The following is a 21,635-nucleotide window of genomic DNA, read 5'->3' as shown; positions in this document are numbered from 1 at the left end:
GGTTCTTGAAAGTGATGGGCGGTCGGCGCCGCTGCAGATGCCAACACTCTACCCGCTGGAGTAATTCCCCGGCACGGGAATTTCCCCTAAACCCTGAGGGAACAGTTGGGGCTTTAGGCTGTCTGGCCCGCGTGCCGGCCTTCCGAGATCTCCTCCACCAGCTTGCTGTTGAATGCCGGGAGGTCATCCGGGTTGCGGCTGGTCACCAGGCCTTGGTCCACCACAACTTCCTGGTCCGACCAGTTGGCGCCGGCGTTCTTCAGGTCCGTCTCAAGGGTGAAGTAGGACGTGACGTTCCGGCCCTTGATGACTCCTGCATCAATCAGCAGCCACGGCCCGTGGCAGATGGACGCCACCGGCTTGTGCTGTTCAAAGAAGCTGCGCGTGAAGGCCCGGGCGTCCTTGTCCACCCGCAGGTGGTCCGCGTTGACAACCCCGCCGGGAAGGACCAGCGCGTCATAATCGGAGGGATTTGCCTCCGCCACCGTGAGGTCGACGTCGAAGGTATCGCCCTTGTCCGTGCCGTTGTAGCCCTGCAGCTTGCCGCTCTTGGGCGCCAAAAGGGTGGGCTCGCCGCCGGCGTCCTTCACGGCCTGCCAGGGACTGGTGAGCTCCACCTGCTCCACGCCGTCAGTCAGCAGGAATGCGACCTTCTTGCCTGCGATGTTGTGCTCCGACATAGCTCCTCCTTGCCTGAGGCGGACCATGCACCACTGCGGTGCCCGGATCCGCTTCCAGAGTTGAATTCCTGACAACTTCCACCCTAGGAAAGGTGAAAGTGATAAGCAAGCTGACTATATTGGAATCCACGTGACGCCGTGGTGGCGGTTCCTTCCCGGGACCTTCGACTCTGGCGGTGCGGCTGTATGCGGGATCGGGGTACAGACAGGACCCGGTTTCCGGCAGTAAGGTTTCACCTACGCGCAGTGCTCTCGTAGCCGCAGCGGCCACCCCACGGGCCACTTCGGATTGGTGCAAGGAGGCCCCGATGACAGTAGAGCGAATGTTCCAAGGCGTCCCCTCGGACCCGGACCCGTGGATGTCCGGCGACACTCCCGAGGACGTCCGGCAGTTCGCCATCGAATCGCTCCGGTGGCAGGCGCAGGAGATTATCGATGAGGTGCTCTGCAGCAAGGATCCGCGGGAAGAGTGGGTGCGGGACCGGCTCCGCGGGTGCGTGGCCAGGAATCCCGGGCGCCCGGAGCGCGCGCTCCTCGAACAGCTCATGAACAGCCCGGACAGGCCGGGCTGGTAGCCCGGGCCATGTGACGCCGGGCTGCAAGCCGCCGGCGCTCAGGAACTCAACGGCATGTTGTCGATCAGGCGGACCGGGCCCACCTTGGCCGCGATGAGGGCCAGGGCGTCGCCGCGGAACGGGGTCTCCCTGCAGTTTTCCGCCAACGGCTCAAGCGTGCCGGGGTCCACCACGTCGAAGTAGTCCAGTTCCACCAGCGGCTGGGACTCCACCAGGGCCAGCGCCGATTCCAGGTCCAGCGGTTCGTGGGCATTTGCGCGCTGTTCCAGCAGCCGCAGTGCCCGGGACAGGACCAACGCGGCTTCCCGCTCGTCCGCGGACAGGAAGCGGTTGCGGCTGGACAACGCCAGCCCGTCCGCAGACCTCACCGTGGGCACACCAACGATCTCCACCGGGAAGTTCAGGTCCGCCGCCATCCGCCGCACCAAGGCCAGCTGCTGGGCGTCTTTGTGCCCAAAGTACGCCCGGTACGCCGGCAGTCCGCCGGGCAAAGCCGGGTTCGCGGACCCGGCCGGAAGACCGGCAGCGGGCATGCCGTAATGCAGCAGCTTCGCCACCACGGTCAGCGCGCCGTCGAAATGGCCCGGACGCGACGCACCCTCCCACTTTTCGCCAAGGCGGCCGGAGGTGATCCGAACCAGGGGTTCCCCGTTTGGATAGACCTCCTCCACGGATGGCGCGAAGGCCAGGTCCACGCCCTGTTCCTCCAGCAGGGCAAGGTCCGCCTCAAGCGTCCGCGGGTAGCGGTCCAGGTCCCCGACGTCGCCAAACTGCAGGGGGTTGACGAAGATGCTCGCCACCACCACGTCGTTCTGCTCGACGGCGGTGCGCGCCAGCGCGGCATGGCCGTCATGGAGTGCGCCCATGGTGGGTACCAGCCCCTGCGAGAGACCCTTCTTGGCGCCAAGGAGCCTGGCGCTCTCGGCGTGCAGGCCTGCGACGGTGGTGACGAGTTGAATGGACATTCAGTCTTCCTTCGGGTCGAGGGCCTCGCGCAGCCCCTTCAGCTGGTCGGGTTTGAGCAGTCCGCGGCCCTCTGCCCGCAGGGCTGTGGCCCGGGCCATCGCCAGGTAGGCTTCCAGCACGTCACCGTGCCCGCCGCCGTCGAACTCCCGCAGCGCTTCCGCGTGGGCACGGACCGTTCCCACGTCACCGCGGGCCACGGGGCCGGTCAGTGCGGATTCCCCGGAGGCCAGCGCGTTTTCCAGCGTTGCCCGCAGGAGCGGGCCGAGCATGCGCTCCGGCAGCTCCACCCCCACCTCGCGCAGCAACTGGGATGCCTGGGCAACCAGGGTGACCAGGTGGTTGGAACCATGGGCCAAGGCGGCGTGGTAGAGGGTCCTGTCCGCTTCGGCGATGGCCACCGGCTCCGCCCCCATCTCCACCACCAGGGCCTGGGCGATCGGCAGCATGGCGGCATCTGCGGTCACGCCAAAGGTGCAGTCCAGGAGCCGGGTAAGGTCCAGGCTCATGCCCGTGAACGTCATGGCCGGATGCAGGGCCAGCGGCACGGCACCGGCGGACCGCACCGGGTGCAGCACGCCCACGCCGAACCGGCCGGAGGTGTGGGCCACCAGCTGGCCGGGCTGCCAGGCGCCGAGCTTCGCCAGTCCCTCCACGAGGCCCGGCAGGGCGTCGTCGGGCACGGCCAGCAGCACCAGCTCGGCGCGCTCCACGATGTCCTGCACCTCCAGGATGGGAACGCCCGGCAGCAGGGCCTCAGCCCGTTCCCGGCTTGCGTCCGAGACCGCCGAGACCCCGACGACGGCGTGCTCTGCTGCGCGCAGGGCCGCGCCCAGCACGGCCCCCACCTTTCCGGCGCCGATGATTCCGACGCCGAGGCGTCCGGGTTTAGCCATGCTGCTGGCCCTCCTGTTGGTAAGGGGTGCTGGTGGTCATAGGTCCCGCGGCCGGGGCAACCTGCTGGAGCCACTGTTCCGTGGTTTGCCGTTTCCGGGCCAGCCGGGCACGCGCAGACTGGTCGTTGAAGAGCTGCCGGGCCTCATCCAGGCCCGCCTGGGCCAGCCGCGGGGCGACGGGCCCGGCGGTGGTGTGCAGCACCAGGTCCGCCACCCGGAACCGCCGCGCCACGGGCCCCTGCTGCAGGGCCAGCGACTGCGTCCGCTGATGGGGAACCACCACCAGCTCACGCCACCACCGCCCGGAGCGGATCAACAGGGCCGTGTCCGTGGCGGCAAAGCCGTTGCGGCGCCACGCAAAGGGTGCCAGCAGCCAGGCCCGCCGCGGCGTGGTGATGAACCCGCCGTCGGAATCCCTGCCGTTCAAGCCGGCTGCAAAGACGGCCGCAGGCTGGTCAGTACCGGGGTCCGGCAGCACCAGCGAGAGCATGGCCAGGACATCGGGAAGTTTACCCACCGGCAGGAGGATGGTCCGGGTATTGCCCTCGACGGCGTTGCCGGACTGCCCGTAACCGGCCACGTTCACCTGCATCCGGTACCAGCCGAACGGGCGCCACAGCGGGGACTGGGCCACTTTTACCGCCTGGATCCGGCCGGGCGGAAGGGTCTGCGCCTGGGTGTCCAGCAGCCCGTACCTCAGCCGGATGCCGTCCGGCGAGACTGCCGCCGTGAAGTTGTAGCCCCTGTTGAAGAAATTCCAGTAGCCGGCCGCCAGGCCCAGCACCGCCGGCACCAGGTAGAAGTAGAAGGCGCGGTTGTCCGTCACCGCGGACAGCACCACGGAGGCGGCGCCGCCCACCACCACGAAAAAGCTCTGCTCACTCAGCAGCAGCGAACCGAGAAGGCGCGACGGCGGGACGGCAAGTACCGGGAATTCCGGCGCCTCGGCGGCCCGGGCCGGCTGTCCCGCCCCGGAAGTGCCGGCCCCGGGCACGGCGACGGCTGCGGCACCGGACGCGCGGGCCAGGATGGTGGCGCGCAGTTGGCGCGCATCGTCGATTTTGAGGTAGGCGAGCCGCACCGCGGACTCCCCTGCGTCGGCCACCTCGAATTTGAGTTCGGCCAGGCCGAAGATGCGGGCCAGCAGCGGCTGCACGATGTCGATGGCCTGCACCCGGTCCAGCCGCGCCTGCCGGTGCTGGCGGAACAGCAAGCCGCTGGTGACCCGGACGTAGCCGCCGGACACCTGGTATTTGGTGAAGTACCAGGTCAGTACGAACCCCAGCACCGCCACCACCAGCACGGCCGCGCCACCGCCCAGGAGCCACGGAGCGCGCCGCCCCAGGCCTTCCTCGAAAACGGGCTGGCCCTGCAGGGCCCGTTCAAAAATGTCCCGCCCAAAGAAGAACGCAATGGCGGCCAGGGCAAACCAGCCCCTCACAAACGGTGACGCGGGGTGCACCCGCTGCCAGCCGTCGTCGGACTCGGCTGCGGTGTCCCGGCCGGCCGCTGCGGGCGGCACCGCCGGCAGCTGGCCGTCAGCGGTCACAGCCCGGCCAGCCTGGCTTCGCCGCGTGCCGTCAGCTCTTCCCTGAGCCGGGCGCCCTCAGCCACCGGCAGGCCGGGAATGCGTGCATGGGTTCCGGGCGAGGCGGTATGGAGCTTCAGCGTGCACAGGCCCAGGGCCCGCTCCACCGGCCCCACGGCGATATCCACGTACTGCATGCGCCCGTACGGCACGGCCATGGTGCGCTGGAAGAAGATGCCGCCCCTGACCAGCAGGTCCTCGTCCCGCTCGGCGTAACCGATGGCCCGGACCTGCCGCGGAATGAGCACCAGCCGCCACAAGGCCAGCACCAGCATGGCGGCCGGGACGGTCACGGCAAGCCACACAGGCGGCCAGGACCACCAGCCCAGGATGACAAACACCAGCGGAGCGGACAGGACCAGCACCGCAACCAGGTTGCCGAGGGCCCACTCCGCCAGCCGGACCGTGACGTACCGTGGCGACACCCGCTGCCAGGAAATACCGGGCGGGTCAATCGCCTCGGTACGCATATTCGCCTTCCCCGGCAGCCTCGCCGCGGGCAGGGCGGCCCTTGCCATCGGTGCTGGTGGTGTCGCCGTCCTCCGGAGGGATCCGGCAGAACCGTTCCACCACGAGCCCCACCACGATCATCACCAGGCCGCCGCCGGCCATGGCCAAGGCAAGCCAGGTGATGCCCTGGTCGCTCCGCAGGCTCCAGATCCGCAACTGGTCCAGGACGATGCCCGCGTGCCAGCCCAGCAGGACCGTTCCGGCGTAGGCGCACGCCTGGGCGAGGATCAGTGTCCTTGCGGCCAGGAGCGGATCAAGTTGGGTCTTCTTTGCCTTGCTGCCGGGCTTGAGGCTGTTGCGCCACCGCACGACGCGGATGCCCAGGATCAGCGTGATGATGACGATGACGCCCATGGTGGCCAGCGCGGTGGCGGGAAGGACTGGTGTGGCAATGCTGTAGCGGCTGGTGACCACGGTCGCCGACCAGCCCGCGACGGCAAGGATGACGCCGATCAGCATCAGGCGCAGCGGGTTGATGGGTTTCATCGCGGCTCCACCGCTCCTGCCGTCGGCATCCCGTCGAAGTCCCCGAAACCGTCGAACGGCGCAAGGTCGCCGAAGTCCGGGGCACGGACCGCCAGGGCGCTGATCCGTTCCCCGCCCAGCATGGCGGCGGGTTCGATCAGCGACCACGGGTACAGGACGAAGGCCCGGGTGGCAGCACGGGGATGCGGGAGCGTCAGCGCCGGATCGTCACTGTGCAGGTCGCCATAGGTGATGATGTCGACGTCGAGCGTCCGCGGCCCCCAGCGGACCTCGCGGACGCGGAGGTGCTTGTTCTCCACCGCCTGGCAGTGCTCCAGCAGTTCCTGCGCACCCAGGCTGGTCTCCACGGTAATCACCATGTTCAGGAAGTCCGGCTGGCCGGACGGGCCGCCCACGGCTTTGGTCTGGACGATCGGGGAGACAGCCAGGAGCCTGACTTCCGGCGGATCCACGAGGTCGGCCACGGCTTCGGTCAGGGTTTCATTCCGCTCGCCAAGGTTGCTGCCCAAGGCCAGCACGGCCTTGGTGTAGGCGCGGTTCATGCCGGCTCCCCGGACAGGCCGCTGTCGGCCGGGACACGGCTCCGGTGGACGGTCACGGCGACGTCGCCAAAAGGCACTGCGATGGGAGCCTGGGGTTTGTGGACGGTGATGTCCACCGCCTGGAGCGGGAATTCGTCAAGCAGGCTCTCGGCAATCCGCACGGCCAACGCCTCGATGAGGTTCAGGGGTTCCCCGGCGATCCAGTCGGTAATACGCTGCGCCACCTCGCCGTAGTGCGCGGTGTCCCGGACGTCGTCTGACTCCGCTGCTGCGGCGAAGTCAAGATAGAGCACCGCGTCCACCACGAAAGGCTGGCCCTCGCGGCGCTCAAAATCAAACACGCCGTGATGACCGACGGCGGTCACGCCCGTCAGCGTAATCCTGTCCATGGGGTCCCCCGGCCCTAGTGCGTCTTGGGTACGGCTTGTGGCGTGGGTACCGCTGCCATGCGGGCAGCGACCTTGACGGCGTCAAGGCTTGGCCCGACGTCGTGCACGCGGACTGCCCATGCGCCGCGCGAGGCGCTGATGGCGGTGATTGCCGCCGTGGCACCGTCCCGTTCCTCCGGAGCGGCGGACTTGCCGGCCACGGTGAGCAGCGTGCCCAGGAACCTCTTGCGGGAGGCCGCCACCAGGACCCGGTGGCCCAGGCTGTCCAGCTGGTCCAGGTTCTGCAGCAGCTCCCAGTTGTGGGCGTCGTTCTTGGCGAACCCCAGGCCGGGGTCCACGATGATCTGCTCGTGGCTGACTCCTGCGGCGTAGAGCTTGTCCCGCACCCCCGCCAGCTCGGCCACGACCTCGCCTGCCACGTCCGTGTACTCAGCGAGTGAATTCATGGTCCGGGCGTCCCCGCGGCGGTGCGTGAGGACGTAGGGGACCTTGGATGCTGCCACGAGCTCCGCCATCTCCGGTTCGATGGTCAGCCCGGAGACGTCATTGATGATGGCGGCGCCGGCCTTCAGGGCGGCGGCCGCAGTGGCGGCGTGGGTGGTGTCGATGCTGACCAGCGCACCGGCCTTCACGAGTGCTTCGATGACCGGCAGGACGCGCCGCTGCTCTTCTTCCGGCGTGACGTCCTCGGCACCGGGGCGGGTGGACTCCCCGCCGACGTCGATGATGTCCGCCCCTGCGTACAACATCCGCAGGCCGGCAGCGATGGCGGTGTCCGCGGTGGGGTGCTTTCCGCCGTCGCTGAAGGAATCCGGGGTGACGTTCAGGATCCCCATGACCAGTGTGCGGCCGGTGGGGAGGTCCTCGAAGCGGGCCGCCGGGCGGGGCTTGCGGAGGATGGGCAGCGGCGAGGTCGCGGGCCCCGTTCCGGGGGCTGCGGCTAGTGAATCCATGGTTTGTTACCTTCCGAGGATGAGGCTCATGGCCTCGGCACGGGTGGCCGGGTCATGCAGCTGCCCGCGGACCGCACTGGTGACGGTCTTCGCTCCGGGCTTGCGGATGCCGCGCATCGACATGCACATGTGCTCGCATTCGACAACGACGATCGCCCCGCGGGGCTTGAGGTAGCGGACCATCGCTTCGACGATCTCCGTGGTCAGCCGCTCCTGGACCTGCGGGCGGCGGGCGTAGATGTCCACCAGCCGGGCCAGCTTGCTCAACCCGGTGACCTTGCCGTCATGCGACGGGATGTAGCCAACGTGCGCCACCCCGTGGAATGGCACCAGGTGGTGCTCGCAGGTGGAATAGAACGGAATGTCCTTGACCAGGACGAGTTCCTCGTGGTCCAGGTCAAAGGTGGTGGACAGGACCTCGGCGGGGTCGTGGTGCAGCCCGGCGAACACCTCGGCGTACGCCTTCGCAACCCGTTTGGGGGTATCTACGAGCCCGCCGCGGTCCGGGTCCTCGCCGATGGCGAGGAGGATCTCGCGGACGGCCGCCTCGATCCGGGGCCGGTCCACTCTTTCATGTTTTGAGGACCGGTGACCGCCTTCCGCCAGGTGATCGGCGGAGGCGGAAACGTCGTCGTCGTCGAAGGAAGTCACAGGGAAAGCTTAGCCGCGAAGGGTGCCGGGCCCCGATTCGGGGGTGCCGCCATGAAACGGCGCATCCTCCGCAACACCTTGGGAATGCGGCGGCTGGGCGTCCAGCGGCTCGTCCATCCGGGCCTTCTTCGCTTCCTCCTGGGCCTCGCGTTCTGCCCGCTCCAGGCGGCTCTCCACCGGACCCGCCATCTGCACGGGGCGGGTTTCCTTGGACAGCCACACCTCGCGGAAGTCACGCTTGCGGACGTCACGGAAGATGTCGGCGATCTCGGCCTGGTTCAGGGTTTCCCGCTCCAGCAGTTCCAGGGCCAGGATGTCCAGGATGTCCCGGTTTTCGGTGAGGATTTCGTACGCTTCGTCATGGGCCTGCTCAATCAGGCGGCGCACTTCCTCATCCACGACGTACGCGATCTGGTCCGAGTAGTTGCGCTCGTGCCCGGCGTCGCGGCCCAGGAACGGCTCGCCGCCGCCCTGGCCCAGCCGGACCGCGCCGACGCGTTCGCTCATGCCGTATTCGGTGACCATCTTCCGGGCGGTGCCGGTGGCCTTTTCGATGTCGTTGGAGGCGCCGGTGGACGGATCGTGGAACACGATCTCCTCGGCGACGCGCCCGCCCATGGCGTACGCCATCTGGTCCAGGAGTTCGTTGCGGGTCACGGAGTACTTGTCGTTGTCCGGCACCACCATGGTGTAACCCAGGGCCCGGCCGCGCGGGAGGATGGTGATCTTGGTGACCGGCGCAGAGTTCCGCAGGGCCGCGGCAACCAGGGCGTGCCCGCCCTCGTGGTAGGCGGTGATCTTCCGCTCGTGTTCCTTCATGACGCGGCTGCGCTTCTGCGGGCCGGCCATGACGCGGTCGATGGCCTCGTCCAGGGCGCGGTCATCAATCAGGTTCGCGTTGGAGCGGGCGGTAAGCAGGGCGGCCTCGTTGAGGACGTTCGCCAGGTCCGCACCGGTGTAACCCGGCGTCTTCTTGGCGACGGCCTTGAGGTCGACGCCCGGAGCCATCGGCTTGCCCTTGGCGTGGACCTTGAGGATCTGGTCGCGGCCGATCAGGTCGGGGGCCTCCACACCGATCTGGCGGTCGAAGCGGCCCGGACGCAGCAGTGCCGGGTCCAGGACGTCGGGCCGGTTGGTGGCGGCGATCAGGATGACGTTGGTCTTGACGTCGAAGCCGTCCATCTCCACCAGCAGCTGGTTGAGGGTCTGCTCGCGTTCGTCGTTGCCGCCGCCAATGCCGGCGCCGCGGTGCCGGCCCACGGCGTCGATCTCGTCCACGAAGATGATGGCGGGCGAGTTGGCCTTGGCCTGTTCAAAGAGGTCGCGGACGCGGGAGGCACCGACGCCGACGAACATTTCCACGAAGTCCGAGCCCGAGATGGAGAAGAAGGGGACGCCTGCCTCACCGGCCACTGCGCGGGCCAGCAGAGTCTTACCGGTGCCTGGCGGGCCGTAGAGCAACACGCCCTTGGGGATCTTGGCGCCGACGGCCTGGAACTTTGCGGGCTCCTGCAGGAATTCCTTGATTTCCTGCAGTTCCTCCACTGCCTCGTCGGAACCTGCGACATCGGCGAAGGTCACCTGCGGCATGTCCTTGCTGACCATCTTGGCCTTGGACTTGCCGAACTGCATGATCTTGGAGCCGCCGCCCTGCATCCGGGTCATCAGGAACCAGAACAGGGCGCCCAGGAGGATCACGGGGATCAGGAGCGAGAGCAGGCCGGAGAACCAGTTGCTCTCGATGGGCTGGTCTGTGAAGCCTTGGGCGGGCTTGGCGTCGGTGACAGCCTTCACCACATCCTGCGCGCGGGCGTCCACGAAGAAGAACTGCACGCTCTTGCCTTTGTCCTGCCCGTTCACCTGCAGGTTGTCCTTCAGCGTGAGGTCAACGCGGTTTTCGCCGTCGAAGATCTTGGCCTGCTCCACCTTGTTGCTGGAGAGCAGCTCCAGGCCCTTGTCCGTGTCGATCCGGGCTGCACCGCCGGGGGCGAGCGTTGCAAAAGCCACCAGGAGCAGACCGACCACAACGACGATCCAGATGCCCGGGCCTTTGAAGAAGTTCTTAGCTTTCATCTGTTCGGGGGCTCGCCCCGTCCCTTCCGGTAGTGCTTCACGGCGAGTAGTCTGCGCGCGTGATGGTGCTGCGTCAGCTTCTAGCTATACACCGTCCGGAGTACATCACGCATAGCGAAAAGCAAAAGTTCCCTGTGGGCGTAGCGGGCCCGGAAGTCAGGGAATGCCCCGGTCAGGGCTGTTCCGGCGGCGCTGCGACGGACCCGCGGGTTACCAGCGGGCAGCCGAGGAGCACCGGGCCGGATGTTCCGCCGCGGGCGCCGGCGCCGCTTCTGGGGGCTTCGCCGGATTCGGCTTCGATGGCGTCGGCTTCGATGGCGTCGATCAGCCGGTCCGCCGCCCACGCACCCATTTCGTAGTGCGGCAGGGCCACGGTGCTCAGGCCGGGGTGGAGGCTGGCGGCAATCAGTTCCTGGTCATCGAAGCCGACGACGGACAGGTCGCCCGGGATGGAGAGGCCCAGTTCCGCGGCCGCGCGGTAGGCGCCCATGGCCATGCGGTCGTTGTAGCAGAAGAGGCCCGACGGCGGGTGGCCGCTTCCCAGCATCCTGCGGGCGGCAGCGTATCCCCCGGCAGCATCGGACGACGCCGGCTCGACGGGGGCGGAGGAACCGTCCAGGCCCGCGCGGGTCAGCGTGTCCCGGAAACCCTGCAGCCGCCGGACGGTGGAGGGAACGTCCTCGGTGTTGTTGATGAACCCGATCCGGGTATGGCCCGCGGCAAGGAGGGCTTCCACCGCGGCGGCCGCACCGCCGTACTCGTCCGGGACCACTGCCGGAAAACTGTCATCCGCTGTGACGGCATCCACCAGAACCGAAGGGACCTTGCCGAGGTTGGCAGGCGCGTGCAGGTACCGGTGGTACATGGTGGCGTAGAGGATGCCGTCCACCTGCCGCTCCAGCAGGGACTCCACGTCGGCTTCACGGGAGCCGTGGTCCGCCGAGCCCGCCGTGTTGATGATCATCAGGGTGTAGCCCCGGGCGCGGGCCGCTTCGTCGGCGCCGAGGATGATGCGGCCGGCATGCGGCGTGGTGGCCACGTCCTCGCTGACCAGGCCCAGCACGCCTGACTTGCGGCTGCGGAGGGCCCGGGCCAGCCGGTTGGGCCCGTACCCCAGCCGGGCCGCCGTCGACTTCACTTTTTCGCGGGTTTCGGGGCTGACGCGGGCGTATGGCGCGTCATTGAGGACATGGGAGACGGTGGTGGCGGACACCCCTGCCGCCCGGGCCACGTCCCTGATGCCAACGTTCCTGCTACCCACGGTGGTGGCCCCGGGCAGCAGGGGCTGCTGTCGCGGGCAGCTTATTCGTAGACGTGCGGGGCGAGGGTGCCCACGAAGTCCAGGTTGCGGTACTTTTCGGCGTAGTCCAGGCCGTAGCCCACCACGAATTCGTTGGGGATGTCGTAGCCAACGTACTTGACGTCGATCTCCACCTTGGCGGCGGTGGGCTTGCGGAAGGCTGTGCAGATCTCCACCGAGGCGGTGCCGCGGGATTCCAGGTTGGTCTTCAGCCAGGACAAGGTGAGGCCGGAATCGATGATGTCCTCGACGATCAGCACGTCCTTGCCCATCAGGTCGGTGTCCAGGTCCTTCAGGATCCGCACCACGCCGGAGGACTGCGTCCCGGAGCCGTAGGAAGACACCGCCATCCAGTCCATGGACACGTGGCTGTGCAGGGCCCGGGCCAGGTCCGCCATGACCATCACGGCCCCCTTGAGGACACCGACAACGAGGATCTCGCGCCCTTCATAGTCCTTGTCGATCTGCGCGGCGAGTTCGGTGATCCGCTGCTGGATCTGTTCCTTGGTGTAGAGAACGTGCTTGAGGTCTGCCTGGACGTCGTTTGAATCCACCAATGGCTCCTGTTTAGATGCGGGGTGCGACTATTTTTCGGGCGGTTTTTGAGGCCGGAATACTAGCTTCCCACAGCGCGCCCGTTCACGGGGAACGGAAGCGGCGCCTCCCGGGCTGCCGGCACCGGCAGGCCGTTCCAGTTGCGCCAGCGACAACCGGTACACGCTCACGCCGCCCGGAAGCTCCACCGGGCCTGCGGAACCCTGCCGCCGAAGCAGCGCTTCCGCCGCCAAAAGGCGCTGGTAGCCGGGCTGCTGGCCGCCGGCGTCGGCCGCTGCCTTGGCAATCACGCGGAACCTGATGGCTGGGGCCAAAGCCCCCAGCGCCTCCTCCGGCAGGCTGAGGTCCGTGCCGTCCCGCTCCACGAGGGAGGCATAGGTGCTTTCCGCCACATCCTCCAGGTAGTCCGCGTCCAGCTGCAGGATCGCGGCGGTGCGGGCCAGGGACTCGGCCACTCCCGGACCCAGCTTTTGCTCAAGGTGCGGGAGCACTTCCACCCTGGTGCGCGAGCGGGCGAAGGCAGGGTCGGTGTTGGTGGGGTCGTGCCAGGGTTCCAGCTCCTCGACGGCGCAGATCTCCTCCGTATCTGCCCGGCGCAGCCCCAGGAAAGGGCGCAGCAGCACGCTGTGTCCGGTTCCTGCGCGGGCGGGCCGCATGCCGGCGAGGGACCGCGTTCCGGAGCCGCGGGCCAGGCCCAGCAGGACCTGTTCGGCCTGGTCGTCGAGGGTGTGTCCCAGGAGGATGGCGCCGGCGCCCTGCTGGTCCGCTGCAGCCTCCAGCGCGGCGTGCCGGGCCTCGCGGGCCGCAGCTTCTGGGCCCATGCCGGCCGCCGAGACCGTGACGGTGCGGATTTCGACAGGATCGAGGCCCAGCTCCCGCAGGGCTTCAGCGGTGCGGGCGGCAACCTGGGCGGACCCTGCCTGCAACTGGTGGTCCACCACCACGGCGCCCACGGCCAGCGGGTGGCCGTCAACGTGGCCGCGCCGGGCGAAGTAGGCGGCCACCGCGGCGAGTGCCAGGGAGTCGGGCCCGCCGCTGCATGCCACGGTGATACGGCGGGGATAGCCGGCGTCGGCGAGCGCTTTTTGCAGCATTTTGCGAGCAGTGCCGACGACGGGGGCGAGCCTGCCGGGACGGCGCCGTCCGCTGCGGCGCGGGGTTGGGTCGGTGGAAGGATTCTCAGGCATGGGCGGGTGGTGCGGCTGGGCGTCCGGCAATCAGAGGCCCATCCGGTCAATCCACAGCTTGGCGTCGTGGATCTCCGGCTCCGTGGGCAAGTGGTCCACCGACTCCCAGACCCTGTTGAAGCCCTCCATGCCGGCCACGTCCACCACCGCGCGGACAAAGCGGGCGCCGTCGGAGTACTGGCGCATTTTCGCGTCCAGGCCCAGGAGGCTCCGGATGAACTTTTCGATCACGCCGCGGTCCTTGCCGCGGTCGTTGAACCGCTGCCGGATGGTCTTCACGGAGGGGACGATGCTGGCGTCAACGGCGTCCATCACCACGTTGGCGTGCCCTTCGAGGAGGCTCATCACCGCGGTGAGGTGGGAGATGGCGGCCTTCTCTTCGGGGTCCTGCAGCAGGTCCAGGATGGCGCCCCGGCCGGGCGTGTTTCCGGTGGCGGAACGGTCCTTCAACGAACGGGCAGCGGCGGAGGCGCGCTCCATCAGGGAATCGACGTTCCCCAGCAGGTGGCCGCTGAGTTCGTCGATCTGTTCGAGCATGTGGTGGCGCAGCCAAGGTGCCGCGGCGAACTGGACCCGGTGGGTCTGCTCGTGCAGGCACACCCAGAGCCTGAAGTCCTCCGGCGCGACGTTGAGTTCACGCTCCACCGAGACGATGTTCGGTGCTACGAGCAGGAGCCGGCCCGCAGCAGGCGCACTGGAGTTCTCGGCCAGGGCCGCGAAAGGATCGTACTGGCCCAGCACCTTGCTGGAGAGGAAGGCGAGCACGGCGCCGAGCTGGCCGCCGGTGATGGCGCCGCTGACGCTGGCCGCGGAGGGGCTCAGGGTGCCGCGGCGGCTGTCCAGCATCTTCTGCATGGCGGGCTTGAGCATCACCGCGAAGCTCTGGGTGTTGGCCTTGGCCCAGGATGCCCGGTCCACCACCAGCACGGAGGAGTCCCGCAGGTCCCGCGCGGCTTCCAGGCCGGTGATGTCGTGGACATGCGGGACGGATGCGTCGGCGAGCCGGCGGAGGCTGTCCACCGCCTCGCCAATGGCCTTTTCATCCAGCACCGGGCCGGCCGGAGCCAGCCGCGCCGCCGCGGAAGCAGCGAGGTCCCAGTTGATCAGGGACTGGGCCGTTGGGGACAACGTCGGTGCGGACTCGCGCGCGGTGGACTCCATGGTCCCATCAGAACACAGCGCGCCGGACAACGTCCTTAAAGTTCGCTGACCGGCGAACTTCCACAGCCACCGCACAGGGCGTCGAAAGCGGCGGCCCAGCCGGCCCGGCCATCGTTGGGGTACAGGCCAAGAACCCTCAGAAGGAGGCCGCCATGATCCCCTACCGCCCCATCCCTCCCCTGGCCGCAGGCCCGCGCAAGGGCTGGGCGTCGGTGCTTGCCGCCGTCGTCATGGCCGCATTGCTGGGCGTGCAGCCGCAGCAGGTCAGCGGCAGCCGCACCCGGCCAGCACCGTGGCCGCACGGTCCAGCGCCTGCTTGTTCCCTGCCGCCCCCGGCGTGAGCCCGTTGCCAATGAACGAGAACACCAGGAGGCGGCCGTCCGCGTCCACCACGTAGCCGCTCAGGGCCAGCACGGTGTTCAAGGTCCCGGTCTTGGCGCGCACCAGGCCTGCCCCGCCCGCCGTGCCGGCATCCCCGTACCGGGTGTCCAGGGTGCCGGACAGGCCGCCCACCGGAAAGCCGTCCAAGGCACCGCGAAGCCTGGCATCGGCACCGGTGGTCATGGCCCTGACCACGTCCGTGAACTGGCGGGCCGATACCTGGTTGCCCAGGGCCAGCCCGCACACGTCCGCCAGTTTGATGGTGTCCGTGGCGACTCCGGCGGCCCCCGCCTCGGCAACGACCGCTGCCGTTGCGCCGTCATTGCTGCCGGACCGGCCGGTGGCCAGCGCCGCCATCCGGCCCATGGTCTCGGCCAGGTAGTTGTCCGATACCTGCAGCATCAGGTCCACCTGCTCGGCCACGGTGGCCGATTCAACCTCTCCCAGCAGGACGGGCTGCGCCTGCACGGCGGCGCCTGCCGCCGCGGCCGTGCCGGGTGCGCGTTCGACGCCGGCCGCGACGGTCAGGCCCGCTCCGGCACCTGCAGCGCGGAGCCGCGCAGCGAATTCACCGGCCGCGGCCATGGCTGCGTCCTGCGGCCGTGGGCCTGTGGTGACCGCAGGATCGAAGCGCGCGGAGTTGAGGGCGAGTGGGTAGAGCGGGGCAATTTCGCCGGCTTCCACGTCGCCCGCCAGCCAGGCCGGGTTCAGCGCCGGACCGGTGAAGAGCGAGTCATCCAGCAGCACTGTAATTTCCCCGGTGGTGCCGGCAGCCCGCAAGGCATCCACGGCCTGCGCCGCAAGGGTGGCCAGGCCGGCGTGGCCCAGGGTTTGTTCGGGCCGCGACTCCCCGGCCCCCAGCAGGACGTCGCCGCCACCTACCAGCACTACCTGCCCCGGAGCGGGACCGCGCAGCACCTTGGTGGCGAAGCGGTGGTCCGGCCCCAGGGTCCGCAGCGCGGCTGCCGACGTCAGCAGCTTGAGGTTGGACGCCGGCACCCGGCCTTCCGAACCGCCCCGGTCAAAAAGGACCTGGCCGGTGGACGCGTCCTGCACCATGCCCGTGAAAGTGCCGCCGCCGTCGGTGGTCAACAGCGGATCCACTTGGGCCGCCACCGCCGAGGGCGCGGGCACCGGCGCGGACTGCTGGAGCGGGGCAAGGACTTGCGGGGCGGACACCGTGGCGGGGGCTCGCTGCCAGGCCGGAACCGGCGCGGCCGGGACAGTCGCTCCGGGGGCGACGAATCCCGGTGCCACCAGCAGGGCCGCCGGGACTGCCAGGACCAACAGCAGCAAGACCACCAGCACCGGGGGGATGGCCGCCCGCAGGGCCTGGCCCAGGCCTGCGGAGCCCAAGGAACGCCGGCCACGCCGGGATTCCGTGCCGGGTGTGTTGCTCATGCTGGTGCTGGTCCTCAAGTCCTGAAATTTCCCCACAAGTTCCTGATTCCAGGGCCTCTCGCTATATCCTCAATAATAGTCGGCGGTACCGACACTCTCTTTTGTGGGCCGTCAAGTGTGCCGCGCACCCCCTGTAATTGCCGAGGAGCATTCCATGAAGCATGACGTGACCATCGAGATCCCCAAGGGATCACGCGTCAAGTATGAAGTTGACCACGAGACCGGCCGCGTCCGCCTGGACCGCGTCCTCTTCACCTCCATGCAGTACCCCACCCACTACGGGTACTTCGAAAACACCCTCGGCGAGGACGGCGACCCGCTGGACGCGCTGGTGCTGCTGCAGGACTTCGACCTGCACCCCGGCGTCATCGTCGAATCCCGCCCCATCGGCGTCTTCAACATGACCGACGACGGTGGCGGAGACGCCAAGATCCTGTGCGTCCCGGTGGATGCCCGCTTTGACCACATCCAGGAAGTGAGCGATGTCAACGAGTTCCTGATCAAGGAAATCGAGCACTTCTTCACCCGCTACAAGGACCTGGAGCCCGGCAAGTGGGTCAAGGCCGAGGGCTGGGGCGACCGTGCCGCCGCCGAAGCCGAATTGGAAGCCTCCATCAAGCGCTACGTGCCCACCGGCCACTAATTCCTGCGGCGGCCCGCCTGGGCGCGGCCTTCGCCACAAGTCCCCGCATCTCGGACTATTCCCCGCATCACGCGATGGGGAATTGTCCGGGAGGCGGGGATTTCTGTTGTCCGGCCACTGGAAATCTGTGGAATCGTGGACCTGTGCCTACCGAGCCGACGCTTAACTCCACGTTGTTGTTCAATCCGCCCTGCGGCCCCGTCACCGGCTGGCGGGACGGCGATGTCCTTCGTGCCACCGGAATCCCGTACGCCCGGGCCCCACGTTTCCAAGCCCCGGCACCGGTCGCGGACTGGACCAGCGACTATGCCGCCACGGCGTTGGCCCCGGCCTGCCCGCAAGGCCCGGTCCCGTTCCTCGACGACGTCCTGGGCACCACCTACGGGGAGCTCCCGGGCAGCGAGGACTGCCAGAACCTCTCCATCACCATGCCCGGCGACCTCCAGCCGGGGGAACGGCTGCCCGTCATGGTGTGGATCCATGGAGGTTCCTACACCACCGGATCCGGAGACCTGGCCATCTTCGATCCCGCCAGGCTGGTGTCCGAAAACCGCGTGGTGGTGGTATCCATGACCTACCGCCTGGGCCTGTTTGGGTTCCTGGCCACGCCGGCCGGGCGTCCAGGCAACCTGGGTCTCCTGGACCAACTGGAAGCCTTCCGCTGGGTACAGCGGAACATCGGGGCGTTCGGCGGCGACCCGGGCCGGGTGACCGCCTTCGGCCAGTCCGCCGGCGGCGACGCGATCGCCCACCTCATGGCCACGCCGGACGCGCCCGGGCTCTTCCAGCGTGCCATCATCCAAAGCGCACCGCTGGGCATTGCCGTGGGACGCGCCCGGATGAACCATGCCATGGGCATCGCCGCCGAAACGGTGACCGAGGAAACGCCGGCCATGGAGGTGGTGGAACGCGAGGCACAGGTGGCCCAGGTGGCGCGGAAGTTCGGGATGCTCGCGGCCATGCCGTTTGGAACGCAGTACGGCCACGATCCGCTCCCGGAGGAGGACGCCATCGAGGCGGCCTGGGACCGGACCGCCCCCGCGATTGACGTGCTGATCGGGCACACAACCGAGGAAGCCCGGTTGTTCCTCCCCGCAGCCCGCGGCTCATGCGGCTGGCCGCCGTTCCGTTGGTGGGTGCCACTGCCGTCCGCGTCATCGACTGGGTGGTCACCGAAACCGTGTACGGCCGGGCCACCCGCCGCTTTGCCCGCCGGCACGCGAAGGCAGGCGGCCGCGCGCACCGGTACGTCCTGGACTGGCACGCCCCCGGCAACATTTTCGGCGCAGCCCACACCATCGACCTGCCCCTACTGCTCGGCACCCGGAAGACCTGGGACGGCGTGGGCCTGATCAACGGTGCCCGGTGGGAGGACGTGGACTCTACCGGCCGTTCAGTGCGGGCCCTGTGGGCCGGCTTTGCCCGGGGCGATGACCTGGGCGAAGCCGGAGCCGTTGACGGGGCGCTGCGCTACAGGCGCGTCTGATCCCGGCATGAAGACCCTCGGCGTGGACCTCGCGGCGGCCACCAGGAAGACCGCGGTGGCGGTCATTGAGTGGGGCGCAGGCAGCACGGGCAGCGGGGCCGCCCGGCTCACCCACCTGGCCCTGGACGTGGACGACCAGCACATCGTGGAGCTGTTCGGCAGCACCGACATGACCGGCGTCGACTGCCCCGTAGGCTGGCCCGATGCCCTGATCCCGTTCCTCACCGGGCACCTGGACAACATCGCGGCCCCCGTCCTTGAACACGACGGAATCGCCGGCCGCCGGCTGCTCGCGTACCGGGACACGGACCGCTTCGTCACGCGCGAAACCGGGCTGATCCCGCTCAGCGTCTCCGCGGACCGGCTGGCCCACCCTGCCATGCGCTGCGCGGTCATCCAGGCAAAGATCGCCCAACTCCACGGCCCGCAGCCAAGGGACGGTTCCGGCCGCCTGGCCGAGGTGTACCCCGCGGCGTCCCTGAAGATCTGGGGCCTCAACGGCCGCGGCTACAAGGGCCGCGGCGTCCCGGAAGCCGAGCGCCTGGCCCTCCTGCTGGCCGCCCTCGAGGAACAGGCGCCGTGGCTGGACCTGGCCGGGCACCGCGACAGCCTGGCAGGCTCGGACGACCTCTTCGACGCCGTCATCGCCTCCCTGACCGCCCGCGCCGCCGCCCGGCGTCGTACCCTCCTGCCGGACAGCACCCACGCAGCGGCCGCCCGCACCGAAGGCTGGATCCACCTTCCGGACTGCCGCCTCGACGAACTCCCGGACAGCCCTAGCCGCCCAGGGTCCAGTTCCGGATTTCCGCCGGGTCCTCGCCATGCGTGCGGGTGTGCTCGCGGGCCCGGTTGCGCCGGTCCTGCAGCTCCTGGCGCAACAGCGCGTGCTTTCCCGCCAGGCCGGGGACACGGTCGATCGCGTCGATGGCCAGCGTGAAGCGGTCAATGCCGTTGAGCATGGCCATGTCGAACGGCGTGGTGGTGGTGCCCTCTTCCTTGTACCCGTGCACGTGCAGGCCCTGCTGGTTGGTGCGGCGGTACGCGAGCCGGTGGATCAGCGCCGGATAGCCGTGGTAGGCGAAAATGACCGGCTTGTCCGCGGTGAAGATCCCGTCGAAGTCGTGCGCGGGGAGGCCGTGGGGATGCTCGCTGTCATCCTGCAGCCGCATCAGGTCCACCACGTTCACCACCCGTACCTTGAGCCCGGGAGCGCCGTCCCGGAGCAGTTCCGCGGCGGCCACGGTCTCCACGGTGGGGACATCACCGGCGCAGGCCAGGACGACGTCGGGCTCCTCACCTGGCACCTCGGACCCCGCGAACGTCCAGATGCCCAGGCCGCGCCGGCAATGGTTGGCGGCCTCCGCCGGACCCAGCCAGGTGGGTGACGGTTGCTTGCCGCTGACCACGATGTTCACGTAGTCCGTGGAGGCCAGGCAGTGCTCCAGGACGGAGAGCAGGGTATTGGTGTCCGGCGGCAGGTAGACCCGGATGACCTCTGCCTTCTTGTTCACCGCGTGGTCGATGAACCCTGGATCCTGGTGCGAGAAGCCATTGTGGTCCTGCTGCCAGACATGCGAGGACAGCAGGTAGTTCAGGGAGGCCACCGGCCGGCGCCATGGCAGCCCGCGGGAAACCTTCAGCCATTTGGCGTGCTGGTTGAACATGGAATCGACAATGTGGACGAAGGCCTCGTAGCAGTTGAAGACCCCGTGCCGGCCGGTCAGGAGATATCCTTCCAGCCAGCCCTGGCACAAGTGCTCGCTCAGCACCTCCAGGACCCGGCCGGACCGCGCAAGGTGCTCGTCGACGTCGTCAATCCTGTACTGCCACACCTTGTCGGTGGCCTCGTAGACGTTCTGCAGCCGGTTGGAGGCCGTCTCGTCCGGGCCGAACAGCCGGAAGTTCTCCATGTTCTGCGCGATGACGTCCCGCATCCAGGAGCCCAGCGTGACCATGGGGCTCACCCGTTCGGTACCCGGGTGGTGTACCTCCACGGCGTGGTCCCGGTAGGCGGGCAGCTTCAGGGCGCGCCTGAGCAGTCCGCCGTTGGCATGCGGTGTGGCGCTCATGCGGAAGTCGCCGGTGGGGGCGCCCTCGGCGACGTCGGCGCGGAGCCGGCCGCCGCCGTCGAACAGTTCCCGGGGCCGGTAGGACTGCATCCATTCCTCCAGCTGCTTCAGGTGGTCACCGTTGGTGCGGACTTCGGACAGCGGCACCTGGTGCGCCCGCCACGTGCCTTCAACCTGCAGCCCGTCCACGGTCCGCGGCCCGGTCCAGCCCTTGGGCGAGCGCAGCACGATCAGGGGCCAGCGGTGTCCGCCCTCCCCCGCCTCTTCACCGGAAGCGTCCTGCCGGTGGGCATCCTGGATGGCCTTGATGTCCGCCAGGCACCGGTCCAGGACGCCGGCGAAATCACGGTGTGCCTGTTCCGTGTTGTCCGGGTCGGCCACGGTGACGAAGTACGGTTCGTGTCCGTACCCGCGCAGCAGCTGCTCCAACTGCTGCTCAGGCATCCGGGCCAGGATGGTGGGATTGGCGATCTTGTAGCCGTTCAGGTGCAGGATGGGCAGCACCGCGCCGTCCGCTGCGGGATCCAGGAAGTTGTGGGAGTGCCAGCTGGCAGCCAGGGGCCCGGTTTCCGCCTCGCCGTCGCCAATCACGACGGCGGTCACCAGCTGCGGGTTGTCGAACACCGACCCGTACGCGTGCGCCAGGGAATACCCGAGTTCCCCGCCTTCGCTGATGGAGCCGGGAGTTTCCGGGGCGGCATGGCTGGGGATGCCGCCGGGGTAGGAGAACTGCTGGAACAGTTCAGCCATGCCGGCCTCATCGTTGCCCACGTGCGCATAGATTTCGGAGTAGGTCCCCTCCATCCAGGCATTGGCGACGACGGCGGGACCGCCATGGCCGGGACCGGCAACAAAGAGCATCTCCAGGGAGTCGCGGCGGATCACGCGGTTCAGGTGGGCGTAGACGAAGTTAAGCCCGGGCGTGGTGCCCCAGTGGCCCAACAGCCGGGACTTGGTGTCCGCCGCCTGCAGCGGCTCCCGCAGCAACGGGTTGGAGCGCAGGTAAATCTGCCCCACGGAGAGGTAGTTGGCGGCGCGCCACCAGCGGTCCACCAGGGCCAGATCGTCCGCCGACGCCCCGGCCTGCCCCCGCCGGTCGTGCCGCATGTCGTCGTGCCCTGTATTCCCGGCCATAGCCATCCTTAC

Annotated in this window: 19 protein-coding genes and 2 pseudogenes; 4 read left to right on the top strand and 17 right to left on the bottom strand. The window is 68.7% G+C overall.

Translation table 11 applies throughout. The features are described 5' to 3' along the window. Positions 1-113: 113 nt before the first annotated feature. Entirely contained in the window at positions 114-680 is a 567-nt protein-coding gene (locus tag ACX5I6_RS06290) for a type 1 glutamine amidotransferase domain-containing protein (RefSeq protein ID WP_018762646.1), read from the bottom strand. A 308-nt stretch (positions 681-988) separates the two neighbouring features. Here ACX5I6_RS06290 and ACX5I6_RS06285 point away from each other — a divergent pair, with 308 nt between their 5' ends. Next, positions 989-1,255: a hypothetical protein gene (locus ACX5I6_RS06285; RefSeq protein ID WP_018762647.1), complete on the top strand. Its 267-nt coding sequence runs from the start codon at positions 989-991 to the stop codon at positions 1,253-1,255. 38 nt (positions 1,256-1,293) lie between these two features. Here ACX5I6_RS06285 and ACX5I6_RS06280 read toward each other — a convergent pair whose 3' ends face one another. The 15 genes from ACX5I6_RS06280 to ACX5I6_RS06210 all read right to left on the bottom strand — a co-directional run bounded on the left by ACX5I6_RS06280 (position 1,294) and on the right by ACX5I6_RS06210 (position 16,291). Then, entirely contained in the window at positions 1,294-2,220 is a 927-nt protein-coding gene (locus tag ACX5I6_RS06280) for a 4-phosphopantoate--beta-alanine ligase (protein WP_461839868.1), read from the bottom strand. Further along, entirely contained in the window at positions 2,221-3,114 is an 894-nt protein-coding gene (locus ACX5I6_RS06275; protein WP_109044062.1) for a Rossmann-like and DUF2520 domain-containing protein, read from the bottom strand. Further along, a complete protein-coding gene (locus ACX5I6_RS06270; RefSeq protein ID WP_461839867.1) occupies positions 3,107-4,663 on the bottom strand; it encodes a PH domain-containing protein in 1,557 nt (518 codons plus the stop codon). The genes ACX5I6_RS06275 and ACX5I6_RS06270 overlap by 8 nt, the downstream gene beginning before the upstream one ends. Then, positions 4,660-5,172: a PH domain-containing protein gene (locus tag ACX5I6_RS06265; protein ID WP_018762651.1), complete on the bottom strand. Its 513-nt coding sequence runs from the start codon at positions 5,170-5,172 to the stop codon at positions 4,660-4,662. The genes ACX5I6_RS06270 and ACX5I6_RS06265 overlap by 4 nt, the downstream gene beginning before the upstream one ends. Next, complete coding sequence (locus tag ACX5I6_RS06260; protein WP_018762652.1) at positions 5,153-5,698, bottom strand: DUF3180 domain-containing protein; 546 nt, start codon at positions 5,696-5,698, stop codon at positions 5,153-5,155. Before ACX5I6_RS06260 ends, ACX5I6_RS06265 begins: the two co-directional genes overlap by 20 nt. Next, positions 5,695-6,240 (bottom strand): 2-amino-4-hydroxy-6-hydroxymethyldihydropteridine diphosphokinase, encoded by a 546-nt coding sequence (folK, locus tag ACX5I6_RS06255; RefSeq protein WP_018762653.1) that lies wholly within the window; start codon positions 6,238-6,240, stop codon positions 5,695-5,697. Before folK ends, ACX5I6_RS06260 begins: the two co-directional genes overlap by 4 nt. Next, a complete protein-coding gene (folB, locus tag ACX5I6_RS06250) occupies positions 6,237-6,629 on the bottom strand; it encodes a dihydroneopterin aldolase (protein ID WP_043424218.1) in 393 nt (130 codons plus the stop codon). The genes folK and folB overlap by 4 nt, the downstream gene beginning before the upstream one ends. Before the next feature lie 14 nt (positions 6,630-6,643). Then, the gene (gene folP / locus ACX5I6_RS06245) at positions 6,644-7,582 is read right to left on the bottom strand and encodes a dihydropteroate synthase (RefSeq protein WP_018762655.1); all 939 of its coding nucleotides are present in this window, start codon (positions 7,580-7,582) and stop codon (positions 6,644-6,646) included. Positions 7,583-7,588: 6 nt separating this feature from the next. Continuing rightward, a complete protein-coding gene (gene folE, locus ACX5I6_RS06240) occupies positions 7,589-8,233 on the bottom strand; it encodes a GTP cyclohydrolase I FolE (RefSeq protein WP_026264829.1) in 645 nt (214 codons plus the stop codon). 9 nt (positions 8,234-8,242) lie between these two features. Beyond that, entirely contained in the window at positions 8,243-10,306 is a 2,064-nt protein-coding gene (ftsH, locus tag ACX5I6_RS06235) for an ATP-dependent zinc metalloprotease FtsH (protein WP_018762657.1), read from the bottom strand. Positions 10,307-10,478: 172 nt separating this feature from the next. Further along, complete coding sequence (locus ACX5I6_RS06230) at positions 10,479-11,567, bottom strand: LacI family DNA-binding transcriptional regulator (protein WP_109044069.1); 1,089 nt, start codon at positions 11,565-11,567, stop codon at positions 10,479-10,481. Between the two features lie 41 nt (positions 11,568-11,608). After that, positions 11,609-12,160, bottom strand: a complete 552-nt coding sequence (gene hpt, locus ACX5I6_RS06225; RefSeq protein WP_018762659.1) for a hypoxanthine phosphoribosyltransferase — start codon at positions 12,158-12,160, stop codon at positions 11,609-11,611. Positions 12,161-12,190: 30 nt separating this feature from the next. After that, on the bottom strand, positions 12,191-13,255 hold the full coding sequence (gene tilS, locus ACX5I6_RS06220) for a tRNA lysidine(34) synthetase TilS (RefSeq protein WP_285319066.1): 1,065 nt from the start codon (positions 13,253-13,255) through the stop codon (positions 12,191-12,193). A gap of 123 nt (positions 13,256-13,378) precedes the next feature. Next, positions 13,379-14,509, bottom strand: a complete 1,131-nt coding sequence (locus ACX5I6_RS06215) for a zinc-dependent metalloprotease (RefSeq protein ID WP_018762661.1) — start codon at positions 14,507-14,509, stop codon at positions 13,379-13,381. A gap of 264 nt (positions 14,510-14,773) precedes the next feature. After that, positions 14,774-16,291 (bottom strand): D-alanyl-D-alanine carboxypeptidase/D-alanyl-D-alanine-endopeptidase, encoded by a 1,518-nt coding sequence (locus ACX5I6_RS06210; protein ID WP_461839866.1) that lies wholly within the window; start codon positions 16,289-16,291, stop codon positions 14,774-14,776. 154 nt (positions 16,292-16,445) lie between these two features. On the opposite strand from ACX5I6_RS06210, the gene ACX5I6_RS06205 reads away from it, so the two are divergent. From ACX5I6_RS06205 to ACX5I6_RS06195, 3 genes and pseudogenes are all read left to right on the top strand, one after another. Beyond that, a complete protein-coding gene (locus ACX5I6_RS06205; protein ID WP_018762663.1) occupies positions 16,446-16,934 on the top strand; it encodes an inorganic diphosphatase in 489 nt (162 codons plus the stop codon). A 143-nt stretch (positions 16,935-17,077) separates the two neighbouring features. Beyond that, a pseudogene (locus ACX5I6_RS06200) lies at positions 17,078-18,420 on the top strand (carboxylesterase family protein). Positions 18,421-18,427: 7 nt separating this feature from the next. Next, positions 18,428-19,189, top strand: a pseudogene (locus ACX5I6_RS06195) (DUF429 domain-containing protein); the annotation flags it as partial. Positions 19,190-19,196: 7 nt separating this feature from the next. On the opposite strand, the gene ACX5I6_RS06190 reads toward ACX5I6_RS06195, so the two are convergent. Continuing rightward, positions 19,197-21,623, bottom strand: a complete 2,427-nt coding sequence (locus ACX5I6_RS06190; RefSeq protein ID WP_461839865.1) for a phosphoketolase family protein — start codon at positions 21,621-21,623, stop codon at positions 19,197-19,199. Between the last annotated feature and the right edge of the window lie 12 nt (positions 21,624-21,635).

It is taken from the genome of Arthrobacter sp. MMS24-T111, assembly GCF_054888995.1.
The sequence above is the reverse complement of the archived record's forward strand: the minus strand, read 5'-3'. Positions and strand labels throughout refer to the sequence as shown.

Excerpts from the sequence above, each read along its gene's own strand:
- ACX5I6_RS06275 (WP_109044062.1), bottom strand. The coding sequence starts at position 3,114 with ATGGCTAAACCCGGACGCCTCGGCGTCGGAATCATCGGCGCCGGAAAG.
- ftsH (WP_018762657.1), bottom strand. The coding sequence starts at position 10,306 with ATGAAAGCTAAGAACTTCTTCAAAGGCCCGGGCATCTGGATCGTCGTT.
- folP (WP_018762655.1), bottom strand. The coding sequence starts at position 7,582 with ATGGATTCACTAGCCGCAGCCCCCGGAACGGGGCCCGCGACCTCGCCG.
- ACX5I6_RS06265 (WP_018762651.1), bottom strand. The coding sequence starts at position 5,172 with ATGCGTACCGAGGCGATTGACCCGCCCGGTATTTCCTGGCAGCGGGTG.
- ACX5I6_RS06210 (WP_461839866.1), bottom strand. The coding sequence starts at position 16,291 with ATGAGCAACACACCCGGCACGGAATCCCGGCGTGGCCGGCGTTCCTTG.
- ACX5I6_RS06280 (WP_461839868.1), bottom strand. The coding sequence starts at position 2,220 with ATGTCCATTCAACTCGTCACCACCGTCGCAGGCCTGCACGCCGAGAGC.
- ACX5I6_RS06290 (WP_018762646.1), bottom strand. The coding sequence starts at position 680 with ATGTCGGAGCACAACATCGCAGGCAAGAAGGTCGCATTCCTGCTGACT.
- ACX5I6_RS06215 (WP_018762661.1), bottom strand. The coding sequence starts at position 14,509 with ATGGAGTCCACCGCGCGCGAGTCCGCACCGACGTTGTCCCCAACGGCC.
- ACX5I6_RS06190 (WP_461839865.1), bottom strand. The coding sequence starts at position 21,623 with ATGGCCGGGAATACAGGGCACGACGACATGCGGCACGACCGGCGGGGG.
- ACX5I6_RS06260 (WP_018762652.1), bottom strand. The coding sequence starts at position 5,698 with ATGAAACCCATCAACCCGCTGCGCCTGATGCTGATCGGCGTCATCCTT.
- ACX5I6_RS06285 (WP_018762647.1), top strand. The coding sequence starts at position 989 with ATGACAGTAGAGCGAATGTTCCAAGGCGTCCCCTCGGACCCGGACCCG.
- ACX5I6_RS06205 (WP_018762663.1), top strand. The coding sequence starts at position 16,446 with ATGAAGCATGACGTGACCATCGAGATCCCCAAGGGATCACGCGTCAAG.
- tilS (WP_285319066.1), bottom strand. The coding sequence starts at position 13,255 with ATGCTGCAAAAAGCGCTCGCCGACGCCGGCTATCCCCGCCGTATCACC.
- folB (WP_043424218.1), bottom strand. The coding sequence starts at position 6,629 with ATGGACAGGATTACGCTGACGGGCGTGACCGCCGTCGGTCATCACGGC.
- folK (WP_018762653.1), bottom strand. The coding sequence starts at position 6,240 with ATGAACCGCGCCTACACCAAGGCCGTGCTGGCCTTGGGCAGCAACCTT.